This is a genomic window from Enterobacter cloacae subsp. cloacae ATCC 13047 (assembly GCF_000025565.1).
GTDB classification, from domain to species: domain Bacteria; phylum Pseudomonadota; class Gammaproteobacteria; order Enterobacterales; family Enterobacteriaceae; genus Enterobacter; species Enterobacter cloacae.
Window position 1 is genome coordinate 130,889 of sequence record NC_014107.1, and the last position, 16,912, is coordinate 147,800.

The window sequence follows — 16,912 nt, forward strand, 5'->3', positions numbered from 1 at the left end:
TTGACCATGAGAATCAATCTATGAAAGCAAACAAATTAACTGCATTAATAGTTACAACATACATTGGCTTTGTTTCAATGGCACACGCTTCGGCCCCTCAGGCGGTATTCAGTCCGGAGCAGGAGGCTCGTATCGGAGAAATCGCTGCCGACTATCTGATCTCCCACCCGGAGATTCTCGTGACGGTCAGTCAAAAGCTGCAGGAACAGCAGGAGGTACGTAAGCAGAAAATGTTTGCACTCAGCGTGATGGAGAATCAGGCGAACCTTCTGCATGATCCGGACACACCGGCTTACGGGCCTGAAAATGCAAAAGTCGCGGTGATTGAATTCTTTGATTACCAGTGCGTGTTCTGCAGCCGCTTTGCGCCGGAGCTGGAGAAGGTTATGAAAGCGCAGCCGGACGTCCGCTACCACTTTAAGGAGTGGCCAATTTTTGGTGGTCGCTGGGAAGCTTCATTTCAGGCAGCACAGCAGGGGCTGACGGTCTGGCAAAAGAAAGGGCCGCAGGCCTATGTCACCTATCACAATGCCATCTACGCCACCGGTCATAATGAAGGCAAACTGACGGCGGAGGATATTCACGGAGCAGCGTCAAAGGCGGGACTGACCACCCCAGCTCCTGGCGACCATACCGCATCCCTGGAGAAAAACAGTAACCTGGCTGAGGCGCTGGGACTCACCGGAACGCCGGGGATCATCGTCATGCCCGTTAGCGGAGCGACTCCTGATACCATCACGGTTTTCCCGGAAGCCGTAACCGCTGAAAGACTCCAGGCAGCAATCCTGAAAGCCACGGCCAGATAGAGGATTTCAATTTCCTGTTTGCTGTGCCAGCCACATATGCAACCAACTTTTTTTAGCATATAGTTAAGTTCAGTAGTAAAATGCAGCGCCTCGTCGAGAGATGATGATTATGGAGTCCGTCGTCGTGAAATTTAAAATCCAGCACTTGCAGGCCGCAGTGGCACTGGTTCTTGCCAGTTTCCAGCCGCAACCCAAAGCGGTTGCGTGTCAGCCTACGATTGTTGAACGGGTTTACGAAATGGGCTCCAGAGTCAACAAAACCGATATCAGCGAGCTCACTGTTGCTCTCAATGACGTAGCTGAAGAATTACGCTCAAGTCGCATTGAGCTGGCCCGGTATGCAGACAGCGATTTCTCCGGCGCTATCAAAGTCGCCAGCGACATCAGAAATCATACTATCCATGTCGCAGGTATCGCAGAGTCCTTTGTTCTGATGTTGCCGGAAAAAAACATCATTCAGTCGTATGACAGGAATTCTGTTGAGTTTGCGTTCTTTAAGGCCATTAAGATGGTCAGTCTTGCGACCAAAAACTACCTTAGTCTGATTGATCAAATCACGCGAACGACAGAAGTGCGTGACTCTGGAATCAACCTCTCGGCCATGAATCACCTGCTGGATTCAGGCGACAGGGCTGCGGCCAAATGGCGTTAACGGCTGAGTACAGTCATGTCACGTGGGATTCGTTTTTCCAGCCCACGTTTGCCGTTTACCCTGAGCTGGAGAGTCAGCTACAGGCAGAGTTCATCACGTATAAATCAACTGGCGCACCGTCGAATCTCCTTGGAAGGGACGCCCCCTTTGATTTCCCGCCATTCGCTGTCGATGCTAACGTCCAGCATATTCACGTTAATCTGCATTTCCAGCTCACCTGGAGTGCCAGACAAGAGAATTACAACCGTACCTCAGATCATTATCTCATTTACACAGAACACATGTGGGATAGCGGCCGCTTTCTGCTGATGGGGCTGATAACACCGGCTCATGAACGTATGCCAGCGAGAGATACCCGGTTACTCAGCTACTTTTCTGAAGTTGCAGAAGATTTTCACGCTTCATAACCCTCAAAATCACATATGGTACCCGGCGAAAGAACGAAAAGGACCGGCCATCCCGCATATCCAAACCACCCCGGTTCAGAAGGGGAAGCAGGATAACCGGCAGACCTACTTTAACGGAAGTTCCACTGTTGAACCATTCGAGAAAATCGCGCAGCCTGCGAGCATCTTTGCACACTATCTTGTTAACTTATCATCTTGGTATGTTATTAAGTTCATATCAGATCCAGACGGTCACGAGCCGTGCGCAGGCGCGCTTCGCCGCGGCGATCGTACTGCTGGGTGGTGGTGACGCTGGCATGCCCCATGGCATCCTTTACAGTGATTAAGTCCTCGCCGTTATCCAGCATGGAGGTCGCAAAGGTTCGCCTTAAATCGTGCGGTGCGCATTTTGCAATCCCAGCCAGGCGCTGGCGCACCTGCAGGACATGGTACACCGTCTGGTCGGTAAGCCGGTCGTTCGTCAGGGTGTCAAAGCGGCGGATACGGGTGAATAGCGGCCCGTCTTTTTCTCCCCGCACGTCATCGATCCACTTTCTGAGCCGCTGCCAGGTGCCCGCCGGCATATAGGCCAGCCTTTCCTTGTTCCCCTTACCCAGTACCCTGAGCGCCCGCTCATCTGTGACAATGTCACACAAATCGAGCCCCACGGCCTCCGAGCGTCGCAGGCCGCAGCCGAGAATGACACCCAGCATCGCCGCATCGCGCACCCCAATGCTGGAGTCATCGGCCTCGCAAGCACCGAACAGCGCCCGGATCTCCTCCGGCGGCAGGGCCCGGCCGCGCGGAAGACGGCTGCCGCGCAGGTTACGGACCGCCCGGATGTGCTGGAAGCTCTCCACGTCCATCAGCCTGAGCATCCAGGCTTCCTTCGCCACGCCCTTGAGTGCCGAAAGATAGGTGTTGACGGTGGCGGTGGCCCGGCCGGTGTCGCGCAGCAGTTCGGTCACGGCCATCACGTGATGGCGCCGCAGGCTGCCCCAGCTGCAGGACTCCAGGGAGGCAGCTCCGAGCATAACGGCGACGATGTTCAGGAACGAGGCCATGGTCTGCCGGCTGCGGTGGGAATTGAGTGAAAGCAGGTAGGCCCGGGCCGGGCTGACCGGGGCATTCTCACCTGACAGCGCCGGCAGGAATTCCTCACTGGCTGCGGGCAGACTCAGCTCCGGTTCGTCATCGGGAATCAGGATCATGTCGGGCTCCGTCCGGCGCGCTGCGTAAAAAATCGGGGGCAAACTTACTGTCAGAGCGTACCGCAGAAAGTCTACTTTTTCAAAGGTACATTTTAATAAGCAGAAAAAACTGAAACCATTCTTCGGTCATTGCAGCTCGAACAGCTGTTGACGGTCAGATTCGGGTAGGTGCCTGTACGCTGTAACGCTGCTAATTTAGCTTAACCACCATAATAAAGAGGGAATGTTAACAATGAATCAAAAATGGAAGACGCTGTTAATTTCGGTATTAACTCCGTCTGGCATCATATCAGGGATCGCGCTGACTGTGCTCTGGGGATATTTCAGTCGTCTTGACAGACTCGATGTTTTCTTTGAGGTGATGAGCATCAAGAGTCTATTCGCTATGGTCTGCTGCGCAGCCGTATTCTCATTAGCGATTCTGTTATTTATCTTTTTTATAATCTCTATATTCATGCCGATTATCATTCCTCTGGACATCAATAATCTTCCTACATACAATAAAATTCAGAATAACTTTTTATCGATACTGATGCTGTCAGGACTGTTCCCGATGGCGTTTATCTATGTATTTTACTATGCTTTCGATTTCAGCCAGGCCGTAAAAAATAATTCAGGCTGGCTGTCTTTGCTAAGTATCGGTGTACTGACCATAATTATTTCCTGCCTGATAAGCCGAAAATATCTAGAACACGACTTATCAATTAAAAATACGAAGGTGAGATGGATGCGGCGATGCCAGATTTATGTGGCCATCCCGCTCTGTATAGCACTGCTGGCGCATCTTCAGGTGTTTCCACTGGAAATAGTATTCAGGAATATTTCTGCTTCAACTGAAAAGGTAAGTTTCAGGATCGTGGCCGGAATGGCGTTCATGTCTTATATGGTTTTTTTTATGACAATTTTGCCTGGCCTCGTTTACCTCAGAATGGATGCCAAGGATAAACTCCCCAAAAAAATTAGCACTTCCCTGATAGTGTCTCTGATGATACTGTTATTTATTTCTACAAAAATAACTGTTTTACCTGTTATATTTACTCATTCCGTCATTAAACTTTCAGGTATAAGTGATTTCAGCACCCACAGCTATATTATAAAATCTAGCGAGTATCCGGAGGAGTTTTTTTCTAATTCAGTTTGGGATAGGAAAAAAATCAAAGCAGGAGAATATTACTCGGTTCGGGCTGTTTCTATATTTACCACCAATCAATTCAGTTTTCTTTGCCCTGAAGAAATAATCAAATCCTATAGGGAAAGCTGGAAATTTAATCCGCTGGATTCTGAGTTCGATACAGATGTCAGGCTTAAACTCCAGAAAGATGCCGCTTACTGCGTACCGGTTTCAGCGACAGCTGTAAAACGCTGGGATGTTCCACTCCAGTAACCGAAGTTTGCAACTTCGTTCCTAATAAGGGTATAAGTACGAAACTTATACCCTTCATTATCATTTCCCGGTAGATTTACTGGGTTTCAATCCGGGTGTATTACCGGGCGTATCCTTATTATCGCGACGACGTTGATCTGGCTTTCCTGTTGACTTGGCAATTGGTTTGGGACCTGGTTTTAAACCCATGATACGGATTCCTGAGTTTCAGAGGGACATCCTCAATATACATATATGGGATCCACTGTACCTTATCAAGTTATAAACGCAAAATGTTCCCGACAGATGACCGGTACGGAAGATTATATCTCTGCCGATCAAGGATGCGTCGAAAAAATGGAGTATACCGCTCCAGAACTGGCGACTGGCGATTAGTGGTTTTATTATCGAGTTCGGTGACTGCCTTAGCGATCACCTTTCATATATTGGAAGTTACACAGAATTTCAGGCTTAAAAAAACAAAAGGAACATCTTGAGAACCTTTAGAGGATAAATCTGATTGTTTTGCCGGATTAAACTTCACTATTTATTAAAATTCGCATTTTGCAGCTTCGCTCCCACTAGGCCGTAAAGGAGGGCGGCAGGGTAGAGCCACAAAACTATTCACTTTTATAAACAACTTGAGCTTTGCGCATTAAACCCTTGCCGCAGGCGGTGAACCGCATATCCGGCACAGACAGTCAGTTTTTCTGGCAGCTTAAATTTGACACAGCTTAATATAGTGATTCATTAAACAGGTTCAGTATTCTGCCAGAACGTTTTAGTCGTTATGGGCGTCCGTTGTAGTGGCACACTAAATTTGGCCACCTGATGAAAGGTGATATTCTCACCACAACACAAAACAGGTGACTTAATGAACAAGAAAACCAAACGAACCTTCCCCCCTGAGTTCAGGCTGGAATGTGCACAGCTGATTGTTGATAAGGGCTACTCATATCGACAGGCCAGTGAAGCGATGAATGTCGGTTCAACCACGCTTGAGAGCTGGGTACGCCAGCTCAGGCGAGAGCGCCAGGGGATTACGCCCTCTGCCACACCCATTACTCCAGACCAGCAACGTATCCGCGAGCTGGAAAAGCAAGTTCGCCGTCTGGAGGAACAAAATACGATATTAAAAAAGGCTACCGCGCTCTTAATGTCCGACTCGCTGAACGGTTCACGATAGCCGCCAGACTAAGTGACAGCCACACGGTTGTCAGCCTGTGTTCTGCTCTGGAAATACACCGCAGCAGTTACCGGTACTGGCGAAAACGACGCGATACGGTTAATCCGGCACGAGTCAGGTTGTGCAGCGAAATACGCCGGGCGTGGAACCAAAGTCGGGGCTCTGCGGGCGCGCGCACTCTGGCTGAAATGCTGACTCAAAACGGCGTCCCGATGAGCCGTTACCGTGCCGGGCGTCTGATGAAATATCTGAACCTGAGCAGTTGTCAGCCCGGAAAACATCAGTATAAAAATGCCCGTCAGGAGCATACCAGCCTGCCGAATCTGCTTGAGCGTCAGTTCGCAGTACCGGAGCCAGACCGGGTATGGTGTGGAGATATTACGTATCTCTGGGCAGGAAATCGCTGGTGCTATCTGGCGGTTGTTATGGATCTTTTTGCCCGCAGGGTTATCGGCTGGAGTCTGTCAGCGCATGCCGATACCGCACTGATAAGCAGTGCCCTGCGGATGGCCTATGAGACGCGTGGCCAACCCCGGGATGTCATGTTCCATAGCGACCAGGGAAGCCAGTATACAGGCCTTAAATATCAACAACTTCTCTGGCGTTGCAGAATAAATCAAAGCGTCAGTCGGCGGGGAAACTGCTGGGATAACAGCCCCATGGAACGCTTCTTCCGCAGTCTGAAAACAGAATGGGTGCCAACGAATGGTTACGCAGGCAAGGACGAGGCCCGGCAGCAAATTAATGATTACATATTGAACTACTACAACAGCGTCAGACCTCACCATTATAACGGTGGGCTGACGCCGGAAGAGTCAGAGAACAGATACCATTTTTACTGTAAAACTGTGGCCAGTATTACTTGACCACTACACGTTAGTTTTCTACTAACTGAACGACGACTAGCCTGCCGCCTTCCTCCTTTGACAGAACAAACTGAGCGTTATTCGTCAGTTCAATTTTTTCACCAATGGCAATCTGTCGTTTATCCGGTAATGACATAAGCCCATTTATGCCTTCATTTACTAACCACCACTGATCGTTATGGAAAACAAAATACCCAACTCGTTTCCTTTGTGCATCGGTTGTGCGCTCATTTGGCGCAATGAGGCGATTCACATGCCACGCATAGATTGACTGCCCGCTCCACACCATCAACCGGTGATCGTCAGGACGATAACTGCCTTCCTTTCGGGATGAATATAAATTTAGAACCGGTAATTTACCCTTGTATGGCGTACCGCAGTAGGGACAAACCGGCTTTGTCTTACCTGAGAAAACGTACCATTTCTGTTCACACGCCTTGTTCTGGCAGGGCTGTATCAGATCGACTGTTTTAACCAGGGCACTTTCCCACTCATCGGCGGTCGGGCGTTTAGTGGCATCGTGTAAGCCATCAATAAAGGCGCGTTCAAACAAAGGCGTCAGATAAGGGCCCATGATGGTGTAAGGAATTTTCTCCGGGTCAGCCCAGGGCAGTGAAAAGGAGGATAGCTGACTGACTTTGACTGCATTGCTTTTGTCTGTCGGATGTTCAATGAAGAGTGCCTTCTCACCCATAGATAAGGTCTCATCACGTACTTCATCCGACATGTCATGTATTTTTCCGCCACGTAGCGGATGACGGAAGAACAGATACATGTAGATAAGCACCGACAGCGCATGACGGTCAGTAGAAATGCTTGGCAATACGCGGTTCGGATCCTCTTTGGAAAGATGGCTGGTTTTCACCACTTCCGGAGCGATAAAATCCGGGGTGCCCACGACGTCGGGAGGATACTTTCCAGGGACAACCAGGCCGTCTACGTCAATGATGCAGGCATGTCCCATTTCTGGATCGATAAGCACGTTTTTATAGCTTAGATCGCTGTGACAGAGACCTGCCGCATGCATCCTTCTGACGGCTCTTGTTAGCAGCAGACAGACCTTGAGATAGGTAAGCGTATTGCCTCGTTCACGTGGGTCGAGAAATTTATTCTGGTTGCTGGCGCTGGCAAACCATTTGCCTTCCTTTTCACGGCCTTTTATGCCAAGAAAATCATCGTTTTTAGAGCCGTATTTAAAGAAAAAGTAGCTTTTGTAGGTTGGAACCACGATGCCGATTTTATCCCCATGCTCAACAACGTGGGTCGGCCAGCAAAACAGGTCCTTCCAGTATTCACCTCCGGACTGGCCAAAAATGTTTTGCCTGTAGCGTCCGGTGATCATATCAATCCGATCCCGGGCCTGCTCGTTCTGCGGTTTATGATAAAAAGCGACGACGTATGATTTATCAGGCGAGAAGTAAACATCCTTCATCGAGCCCGAACCAATTACCTCGTCAACATACTGGACTGTTTCGCCGTCCTTTGTTTTGCACGTAACAATATTTGCCATATTGATCACCGAAGAAGCGTATCCCTTACCACAACACCGCAATAGTGCGGTCATCGTGGTTCCCTGTGGAGAAAAAGTTAAGCCAGTCGCCTAACCTCTCAGGCGCAATACTGGCGTCTGTAAGGACAGGGATGAGCTCATCAAGGAGACGGGTCCATTTTTCGTCACTGCGAAGCCCGTTATCTGTCTCAAACAGAGGGTCTGATACGCCATCTGTCATGAGGATCAAGTGAGATACATCATTCCATTTACCCACGCTGATGCGGCCGCTAAACGAGGGGTCTGCGATAATGCTCTGGTCAAGAAAGCGGGTTTGTCCTGCGTATTCTCCGCTATCGGGATTTCCCAGTATCCTGACTTTACCGGAAGGGCTGTATGCACCTATCGCACCATCACCAAGCCAGAATGCAGCCGCAAACAGCTCATTATCAGTTCGTAGCGCTACAGTTGCCAGTAGGGTTGTTGAATAGGATTTCACAGGTTGTTCTGCACAAATGGCTTCGTTCTGGATACTGTTGACCGCGAGCGTAGCTGCCTGTTTAAAATGATGAAGCATGGCGTTTATGGTTGCCTGCTGATCGCTCCCTTCCCACGCCGTGATGTGCTGCTTTAGATGGACGCCTTTCAAACCACTGAGCTGATTGAAAAGGTAATCGCCAGCCGTTTGGACTGCAATCCGGGAGCCTTCCCGGGAATTTACCGCACTACCGGCCCCGTCTGCGACCAGCATGACAGACCATCCTGTTTCCTGGCAGTGGTTGATATAGAAGTCGTCATCTCTGAAGCTCCCGGCATGCTCATGAGATCGTCCCCGGCGACTGGCGGCAGCAATACGTATGTCACCCCTGACCAGGCCAGCAGCGTCCAGATGGGACTTAGGGTAGGAAGCGCCTGCTGGTGGCTCTACCACCTTCCACAGGCTTCTCGGATCGGGATTGACTATAAAAAGCTGTTTTGTTTCGCATTCGTCGTGCGAAGCGCATGACCAGAGTACTGAAAGCTCTATATCGCCGCTTTCGGTGGGTGTACCTGTCAGCAACTTATGCTCTTTGTCAAAGGTCAGGCCAATGTTCCTGGGAAAGACAACGTCCCTGACAGTAGCCTGCTGGCCCTCATCCAGAACTATAGCAACCGGCGAAGAGAAACGTTCGCCTGCGCGGGCGTTGGGAATAACTATTTTAGCTCTCGGGGGAACGGCAGGTGGCACAGCTAATCCGGCCCGCTGCTGGCCTGTCGGTATCTGCCCGGGTTTTAATACCAGGGAAGACAGGTTTTCGTCTTCCCTCTGTGCTGGTTTATCAAATTCGTAATAAGGCATCAGCTTCCAGAACGGAGGATGAGGTTCATTTTCTGGCAGGGGTTGCAGTAATGGTGTATCGGTAGCGTCAATGCCCGGGTTATCTGCATCACTTACGACCGTTTGTTGCTGATCGGAAAGGCTGGATGCTGACGAGGGGGCGATCTCTGCGTCGTTATAACCTTCGCTAACCCGCGCAGATAAACCCTGTGCAAGGCTCTCAATCCGCTCTTTAAGCCGCATAATCTCTTCAGTAAGGGAAGGGTCGTGCGATAGAAGAAAAAGCCGCTCACCTTCTACAGGGTGGCCCAGCTCAGACAGCACTAAGCGGATAATCTTCTCTTCAAGTAAAGCATTTTGCGACATCAACCTCTCCCTCTGTTTACGTCGAAGTTAGTGTTTCCGCCATCATTGCTGAATGACAGACCTGTTTCACACCACGGGCAGATCACGTCATCCGGGCCGTCAATGCACAGCAATTTTCCGCATGAGCACAGGGCAAACGCACTGGCATTACCGCAGTGAGGGCAACCCGGTACGCCATGCAGTTCGCTGGTGTTTACCTGCAAACCGGTAGCGGTGGCATCTGACCATGCAAAATAGTCCTCATCGATGGGATAGCATCCGGCAATATTAAAGCTGTTCAGGTTCAGGCTGAAATCGAGCCCGGAAATCCTTGCTGGTGGCCGTTCATACTTCATCAGATACGGACGACGGGTCTTGCTGCAACGGCCGGTAAGCGTAACGCAGATTTCGTCGTACGCTTTTACTGGCTCGTCCTTGGCCAGCCGGACTATGTATTCAGTCTGGCTGAGCTCAGGTTGTTTGTCGTCTCCGACGCTGCGGCTGTGCGCCGTAACCGAGGCTGTGATCCATTTGATGAAGCGGGTAAAGTCCCCTTCCTGAGACTCGGTGAACAGCATGACATTCTCTGTCAGTTGCCGCAGGGTATTCAGGTCCGCTGACGGCCCCAGGCCAACGGCAATGAGATTCACTTTACTCGCGTAGTGATCCTTCCAGCGCTTCACTTCTGCGGTTGTGTCGTCAGTCGGACGTCCGTCGGTAAGGAGATACACGACGGGTTTCCAGTCGCCTTTAGCCTCATGAGTGGTTTTTCTGACCTGGGTATCAATTTGTACGGTCAGCTCACGCAATGCGGCCCCAAGGCTCGTACCGCCGCCAACGGGAAGGCGGGGAGGGTAGAACGAGGCAATTTCGTGAAGAGGTACAATCGTACGGGCTACACCGGCAAATGCGATTACCGAAACCCAGGCTGTTTCAAGTGCGTGTGGATCCTTTCTTAAATCTCCGACGATCATTTGCAGACCATCAGTCATTTTTTTCAGGTTTTCACCAATCATGGACTCTGAACAGTCCAGGACAAAAAACACGGGAAGGCGTCTCATAATTTTCCTCGTACGGCTGGTACGGCCAGCAGAAAACGTTGCTGTACAGAAAGGTGCTGCCCGGAAAGCAGCACCTTTCTGTCTGTCAGAGCACCAGCTGGATTTCTGGTGGAGGAGGGGGAAGGGTATCAGTTCCGTTATTGATCCCCGCGCTTGTGCTGCCGGAAGACACGCTGGCCGATACCCATTTAAAGAAACCTGCAAACGCGGTTGAATCTAGCGTCTCCAGAGACACAACCTTATCGGTGAGCTGTTTTAAGTGCTCATGGCCTGCTTTAGGACCAACGGCGCAGGCAATGATGGATCCGAATCCCCGGCCGCGAATCGCTTTTACCGCTTCACCGTACGCCAGGGCATCAGAAGGGGTTCCATCAGTCATCAGGAATACCAGAGGACGCCAGTCTCCTTTTGTATCACCATCTGAGCGACGTACATCCCGTTCAACACACTGCATCAGACATTCAAGGGCAGCACCGGTGAACGTCCCGCCTGCGCTTGGCACAACGATATCAGAAAACTGGAAGTCTTCCAGCGGCGTGAGAGGAATGAACTCACGCGCCCCATTGTCATAGGTGATAATGGAGATATGAACGCTTTCGAGGGCGTAGGGATCCTGGCGAAGAGCGCTAAGCATCGCCTGAATTCCAACGTTAACGGAATGGATGGACTCACCGCGCATCGAGCCGGATGTGTCGATAACAAGGTAAACAGGCAGGCGGCGCATCACATGTAATTCCTCAGGTGCGAGACAAACGAATCTGATTCTGAAGGCTCACCAATTGCCCTGAGTTTCCAGCCTGTAGCCTCGCGTATCAGCTCGGCAAAAACCATGGAGCGCTGGCTGGCGAAGGCGGGTCCGCCAGAAAGATCGAATCGTGCCATTTCAATATTACGGGCATCTACTGCCCGGATGAAGGCATTCTGAACTTTACCAAAGTGCTGCTGGAGCTTTTCACCATTGTAGATCTGAACGATGAACACAATTTTCTCGTACTGAGCGTCAAGGGAATTCAGGCGCACAATAATTTGCTCATCGTCACCGTCACCGGCTCCGGTTCGGTTATCGCCCGTCAGCCAGATATTTCCTGACTTATGGCGAAGGCTGTTGAAAAAGATGATATCGCCATTCACAAGCGTTGGTTTACCATTTTCCACATTGCCGAGATCGGTCACCTTTCCGGCTGAATTACACAGGAAAGCGATCACATCAAGGTCGTATTCTTCTTCTTTTTTACCAAAGATCCCGCCGAGGAAACCTTTCTTTTCCTCATTAATATCCCAACCCAGGCCGATAGTAACGGACGAGAGATCGTATTCATTTTTTTTCAGGCTTACGCCCTGGCCTTTGCTCAGACTGACAGACATGACATCCCCTTAATTAATAAAATTATAAGACCACGTTTACTTCTGGCGGCGGCGGTGGCAGGTCTTCAAGACCGATCACTTCTTTTTTGCTGGACTCCACTTTCTGACTGCCTACCGAAATGCTCGCACTGACCCATTTAAAGAAAGCTTTAATCGTCGAACTGTCAGCTGTATCGAGCTGAACCACGATTTCAGTGATTTCTTTGAGGACGCTGGTATCGGCATCATGCCCGGCTGCACATGCCACAACAACGCCGGTTCTGGCCGCTTTAAAGTCATTCAGGCCTTTACGCCAGTCATCATTCGGACTTCCATCCGTCATCAGGAATACAAGGGGACGCCAGTCACCTTTAGTGTCAGCCGTCGTTTTCTGTACTTCTTTGGCAATGGAGCTGGCCGTCAGGGTAAGCGCTTCGCCAAGAGAGGTGGTGCCGCTGGCTGTTAGTGCTGGCATCTGGAAACTCAGGAGGTCTGTCAGGGGGACTGCCTGTCGGGCTGAAGAATCAAAGGTGATCACTGACACGTAAGCCGTTTCGAGTGCATACGGATCCTGTTTCAGCGTGGTAAGCAGCGTCTGAACGCCATTCTTAACCGCTTCGATAGGCTCTCCGTGCATAGAGCCGGACGTGTCGAGTAGCAGATATACGGGTAAGCGTCTCAAATGTAATTCCTTCTTAAGAGATCGGAAGAGGAGAGTAGTTTCAGGAAGAGGCCAGAGTTTGTAGATTTGATAAAACGGCACGACATCTGTCGGGTGGAGATTAAATACTCAGAAGCGGCATTAAAGAAATAAGTTAACCACCATTGAATTACCGACATGTGAATGGCCTCTTATCAGAGAAAAAAATTCAGACCGTACTGGAATATAAGATTTCTGAAAAAAACTCCGGCAAAAATAAACTTTCTTATGTATGAAAATCATCATACATCACAGATCTGCATGAATGGAGTGTAAATCGCCCAAAGATTGATGTGTAGCACAAGAGGATGTCAAGACACCAGGTTTTGTAGGCAGAAAGGCGCTGCTGACATTGCGGGAGGAGAATAGATCAAAACTCCGTCACGCAGATACAGAGGTGAAATATGACAAAACCGGGGTTTTCACCCCGGTCTGAGATTTAGCGTCAGGACTTTTTAGCGCTGTATTCTTTTATCAGTTCATCAACGGAGTGCAGAGCCAGCTTCTCTACCGCTTCACTTCGGGTCGAGCCACTCAGCGCAGCCAGACGGTCAATTTTTCTTAAAATCCGCATGCGTAGCGATAATGACACGGCTGTTTTTTTATCCTTATCGAGTACGACCTTCCCTGTGGACTCACCGGTTTTCAGTTCAGCATTCTGTGCGAGCGCTTCATTCATCCGGCGAAGGGTCTTTTTATCCAGCTGGCCCGGATTAACGAGATGGTATGAATGACCTGCCTTGCTGTATTTGATCTCCGCAGAATATGACTCGCGTAGCTCTTTGAGTGCCCGGGTTAATGTCGGCTCTGAGCATTCCAGACTGGTTATAATGTCGGCAGCGGAAACGGGCTTGCCGGTGCCCAGTAAGTTGGCAAGCTTAAAAATCCGGGCCTGTCTGGTATTTAATTGCATCGTAAGATTTAGCCTGCTTAAAGGGTTAGTGGTTCAATAGGCTGAAAAATGAAGGTACTGCTCATCTTTCGAATAACCGGTTGATCGCCTAACGCTTCAACCGGATCAATGTGTTCTAAGCCTGCAAAATTTACTGACGACATCTGGCTGCGACTGCATTTGCAGGACAGGATATACTCATCCTCCAGATAGCCGGTCCGCTTACTGACCCGTTGCGTAAAGCCTGACACAATCACGTTGTCGAACGGTAGCGTATGTAAAACGATACCGACCAGGCGGAACAAGCAGCCATGGACGTGGCGGGCATAGTTTTCGCGTACGGCTTTTTGCGTCATGGCTTTTTCCGTCAGCTCCGTGCCCCGGGCATTAACGCCGTAAATCTTATCAGGGAAATCTTCAATCTCAGCTAAATCAACATCCAGCAGGACTGCTGATAGCTCCGGCTTTACTTCAAATGCAACAAGCGTTTCACGCGGCCATTCAGTTTCTGCCAGCACACCCGCCAGGTATGATTCGAAAAACGCGGCGTCTGTCCGGAACTGCTGCCGGGCATCTGCCTGAGCCGTGGCGAGCCGTTTTTCATGTTCTTCAGCCTCAAACTTCCAGTTTGCATACTGTTCGGCCCAGGCCGTCCGTTGTTGCTGGTACCGGTGCTGTCGAAGGGTATTCTCACGCTCCACATCAATCAGCTCCTGCTGCCACCGGCGAAGATTTTCGGCGTGGCGCTCAGCTTTAGCTGATTCCGATTCAAACCATTTACCCAGAAAACTAATGCCTTCGCTCTCGGCAGGCTTTTCCGGCAATGCAAGATAGTCTGGCTTTTCTGGACGCACCGGTGCCGGAACCTGAAAAGGCGACGTTCTGTTATGCAGGTATACTGCTTCCAGCTCTGCCCAGCTGATGCCTGTTTTGGGATCCGGCGTCAGCTCGTGAATATTACGGATTGCGGTCACCGCTGACATGAGATCAGCGGCTTCCTGCTCAAGCGCCTGTCTGAGCCCCGGGTCGGTAGCCGTCCGGTTCCCACCTCCGGAACGCGCGGCCCGGTCAAGCCGGGTACGGTAACTCAGCCCGGTACCGGGCAAGCCCAGATTGGCATAGGTCCCCCGGCTTCCAAAAGAAACGGAAGCACCTCTCGGCCCGACACTCAGGCTCGGTGCACCGTTACTCAGGTTGAGGCGAACACCAGGAATAATGTTGATCGACTTTCTGAACCTGAACCCCATTATGATTTCCTTAATGATGCTGGGTCACGGTAAGTAATCTGATTCCATCAGCGCTTTGCTCGTTCTGTAACCCATAAAAACGAGCTCTGTCCAGAATGCCAGCCGCCCAGCGGCGATGTGTGGCGGGTTCACACATTGCTCCCTGCGACTTAAACACGGCCTGGGTCGAGTTCAGGATCCGCAGAGCGTCAGAATGCTCACCCTGAGTGACCATCAGCGCGTTTTGAATGACCTCTATCTGACCCGGGTGAATGGCCGTTTTCCCAACAAGCCCATGTGCCATATCAAGAGCCAGCTCTCTGGCCATTACGGCATGATCGTCAATATGCTCACATACGGGCGCGGTCAGGGCAAAATCACGCGGGCCGAAGACCGAAACGAGCATTTTGATGACGTAGCCCATCGGGCTGTCATACAGCGTCAGGTCCCGGGGACGGCGAAGCGACACAACGTTCATAAGATCGTTGCCGCCGATTCGAAGCGCAATAATGCGGTCGTGGCAGGGATGTTCCACCAGACGGGTGGCCAGCTCCCGCATCTGAACCACGTCAAAGACGTCTTCTGTTTCCAGCGTTGGCATCATGCACAGGTGAGTCCCGCCCATGATATCCCACCATTCAGCTAACGAACTGAGGGTAAATTTCGGCAACACAAACCCGTCGACAGCGGAAAGATCATAATGCGCTTTTAACCATCTGCCCATGTCGGCATGCCGGGGGCGAATGAACACCAGAGGCCAGTCATTTTTACCCAGGCTACGCATGCTGTTACTGAGCTCGTGCAGCAGGTGCTCCAGATTTTTGAGGGCGATGGGGATGTCTGCTTCACTGACAGCATCCTCAAGGCAAATTACCAGAGAGCGCAAACCCGGGATTTTCCCATGCAGGACGGCATCAGCAATATCTTCCCGTGTTGCAGGCATGTATAGCGTGGCTCCCAGATTCCAGGGAGAAAGACGATTTTTCATCAGAGTACCTTCTTGATAATGGTTACAGCCCGATACTGGCCGAGGGTTCCCCCCATTTCTGTAACAACTATTCCCTTTTCACGAGCAAGCCCTACAAGCAAGGCAACGTCCGGGTCGTCAATAGAACGCACAAATATATGGTCCGGTACCCGACGCAATACAGCCCGGGTTGCTTCAGCAATACCGGGTTTAATACGATTGACGCTGTCCACTTTAAATTCATCGGCCAGGAACGCGATAACGTCGCGACTTGTCTGCCATAAGATCCGGGCTGACTCCGTATTCCAGCTCAGGGGAGCGAGGGATGTCGGTGTTAACTTCTTACGGAAATGAGCGACGGTATCGACAAGCATCCGGCTGCATTCGAATTCACTGAGATGCTCGCAAACCATGCACCCATGTAATCCTTCAGAGGACCATACTGACCGGGAGATCAGACCTGATACCGGCGCACCCATGATGCCAAAAGGAATGAGCCAGTCATCATCACTTGCTGCAAGCCAGGAACAGCCACAGGGATCGGCCAGGACAACCAGTCGCGGCTGCTCAGGATAGCCCGGGCGATCTTTCAGTGCGCGTACAAGCTCTCCGGTAATTGCGCCTTTACCTGTCCATCCGTCAACAAAGACAATACCGCTGGTACCATGCCGCTCTTCAATGACGTCGAGTGCTGCACCGTCAATTCCACGATCCCGGATGATGCTGATGCCGTAATGCCATGAGGTTTTCCCCATGTCACGCAGGGCCTGGTGCAGCATAACGCCGAGCGGTACGCCAGCTCTGACAAGACTGGCCAGTACAATGGGCTCATCACCGAAGCGTTCGGCCAGAGAAATAGCGAGCTGTGTGACTTCTTTTGCAAGCCTCTCTGCGCCCCGATCCAGCGCCCGGTGAAACAAATCAAGATGCCATTGTGTTGGTGCTGGCTCCTGGCTGAGCATGTCTGAATAATGTTTCTTCCCGGACTGAATCAGCTCTTCTTTTTGATCAACCGGCGTCATCTCAATGACAACCGGCTTTAGCAGAAATTCCACGTCACCGGGCTGGTATGAGCCGGTAAATGTTTCATGTGGCTGCAT

At 50.8% G+C, this 16,912-nt stretch carries 16 protein-coding genes and 1 pseudogene; 6 read left to right on the forward strand and 11 right to left on the reverse strand.

Annotation, left to right across the window (positions count from 1 at the left end):
- Positions 1–20 precede the first annotated feature (20 nt).
- The 3 genes from ECL_RS26560 to ECL_RS26570 all read left to right on the forward strand — a co-directional run bounded on the left by ECL_RS26560 (position 21) and on the right by ECL_RS26570 (position 1,865).
- Complete coding sequence (locus ECL_RS26560; protein ID WP_013087230.1) at positions 21–806, forward strand: DsbA family protein; 786 nt, start codon at positions 21–23, stop codon at positions 804–806.
- A 124-nt stretch (positions 807–930) separates the two neighbouring features.
- Positions 931–1,458 (forward strand): hypothetical protein, encoded by a 528-nt coding sequence (locus ECL_RS26565; RefSeq protein WP_225986326.1) that lies wholly within the window; start codon positions 931–933, stop codon positions 1,456–1,458.
- A complete protein-coding gene (locus ECL_RS26570) occupies positions 1,449–1,865 on the forward strand; it encodes a type II toxin-antitoxin system YafO family toxin (RefSeq protein WP_023338064.1) in 417 nt (138 codons plus the stop codon). Before ECL_RS26565 ends, ECL_RS26570 begins: the two co-directional genes overlap by 10 nt.
- Positions 1,866–2,077: 212 nt before the next feature.
- Here ECL_RS26570 and ECL_RS26575 read toward each other — a convergent pair whose 3' ends face one another.
- Complete coding sequence (locus tag ECL_RS26575) at positions 2,078–3,055, reverse strand: tyrosine-type recombinase/integrase (protein ID WP_013087234.1); 978 nt, start codon at positions 3,053–3,055, stop codon at positions 2,078–2,080.
- A 232-nt stretch (positions 3,056–3,287) separates the two neighbouring features.
- On the opposite strand from ECL_RS26575, the gene ECL_RS26580 reads away from it, so the two are divergent.
- The 3 genes and pseudogenes from ECL_RS26580 to ECL_RS26590 all read left to right on the forward strand — a co-directional run bounded on the left by ECL_RS26580 (position 3,288) and on the right by ECL_RS26590 (position 6,470).
- Positions 3,288–4,439, forward strand: a complete 1,152-nt coding sequence (locus ECL_RS26580) for a hypothetical protein (protein ID WP_013087235.1) — start codon at positions 3,288–3,290, stop codon at positions 4,437–4,439.
- A 263-nt stretch (positions 4,440–4,702) separates the two neighbouring features.
- Positions 4,703–4,893: pseudogene (locus ECL_RS26585) on the forward strand (hypothetical protein); the annotation flags it as partial.
- Between the two features lie 363 nt (positions 4,894–5,256).
- A protein-coding gene (locus ECL_RS26590) for an IS3 family transposase (RefSeq protein WP_099516394.1) occupies positions 5,257–6,470 on the forward strand; the annotation gives its coding sequence in 2 pieces (ribosomal slippage) (positions 5,257–5,551 and positions 5,551–6,470; 1,215 coding nt in all).
- Positions 6,471–6,480: 10 nt separating this feature from the next.
- On the opposite strand, the gene ECL_RS26595 is transcribed toward ECL_RS26590, so the two are convergent.
- The 10 genes from ECL_RS26595 to ECL_RS26640 all read right to left on the reverse strand — a co-directional run bounded on the left by ECL_RS26595 (position 6,481) and on the right by ECL_RS26640 (position 16,912).
- Positions 6,481–7,980 (reverse strand): helix-hairpin-helix domain-containing protein, encoded by a 1,500-nt coding sequence (locus tag ECL_RS26595; protein WP_032662300.1) that lies wholly within the window; start codon positions 7,978–7,980, stop codon positions 6,481–6,483.
- A 25-nt stretch (positions 7,981–8,005) separates the two neighbouring features.
- Positions 8,006–9,643 carry a PP2C family serine/threonine-protein phosphatase gene (locus tag ECL_RS26600; RefSeq protein WP_013087238.1) on the reverse strand — a complete coding sequence of 546 codons (1,638 nt, stop codon included), beginning with the start codon at positions 9,641–9,643 and terminating at the stop codon, positions 8,006–8,008.
- Complete coding sequence (locus ECL_RS26605) at positions 9,643–10,683, reverse strand: TerY-C metal binding domain-containing protein (RefSeq protein ID WP_013087239.1); 1,041 nt, start codon at positions 10,681–10,683, stop codon at positions 9,643–9,645. The genes ECL_RS26600 and ECL_RS26605 overlap by 1 nt, the downstream gene beginning before the upstream one ends.
- A gap of 85 nt (positions 10,684–10,768) precedes the next feature.
- Positions 10,769–11,407 carry a vWA domain-containing protein gene (locus tag ECL_RS26610; protein ID WP_013087240.1) on the reverse strand — a complete coding sequence of 213 codons (639 nt, stop codon included), beginning with the start codon at positions 11,405–11,407 and terminating at the stop codon, positions 10,769–10,771.
- The gene (locus tag ECL_RS26615) at positions 11,407–12,048 is read right to left on the reverse strand and encodes a TerD family protein (protein ID WP_000116681.1); all 642 of its coding nucleotides are present in this window, start codon (positions 12,046–12,048) and stop codon (positions 11,407–11,409) included. Before ECL_RS26615 ends, ECL_RS26610 begins: the two co-directional genes overlap by 1 nt.
- Before the next feature lie 22 nt (positions 12,049–12,070).
- On the reverse strand, positions 12,071–12,709 hold the full coding sequence (locus ECL_RS26620) for a vWA domain-containing protein (RefSeq protein ID WP_001388628.1): 639 nt from the start codon (positions 12,707–12,709) through the stop codon (positions 12,071–12,073).
- A gap of 463 nt (positions 12,710–13,172) precedes the next feature.
- Positions 13,173–13,640 (reverse strand): tellurium resistance protein TerW, encoded by a 468-nt coding sequence (gene terW / locus ECL_RS26625; protein WP_001176767.1) that lies wholly within the window; start codon positions 13,638–13,640, stop codon positions 13,173–13,175.
- A 17-nt stretch (positions 13,641–13,657) separates the two neighbouring features.
- Positions 13,658–14,866, reverse strand: coding sequence for a DUF4236 domain-containing protein (locus ECL_RS26630; RefSeq protein ID WP_000506888.1), 1,209 nt, complete (start codon positions 14,864–14,866; stop codon positions 13,658–13,660).
- A gap of 10 nt (positions 14,867–14,876) precedes the next feature.
- Positions 14,877–15,833 carry an HpcH/HpaI aldolase/citrate lyase family protein gene (locus ECL_RS26635; protein WP_000797363.1) on the reverse strand — a complete coding sequence of 319 codons (957 nt, stop codon included), beginning with the start codon at positions 15,831–15,833 and terminating at the stop codon, positions 14,877–14,879.
- Positions 15,833–16,912: a cysteine protease StiP family protein gene (locus tag ECL_RS26640; protein WP_001182415.1), complete on the reverse strand. Its 1,080-nt coding sequence runs from the start codon at positions 16,910–16,912 to the stop codon at positions 15,833–15,835. Before ECL_RS26640 ends, ECL_RS26635 begins: the two co-directional genes overlap by 1 nt.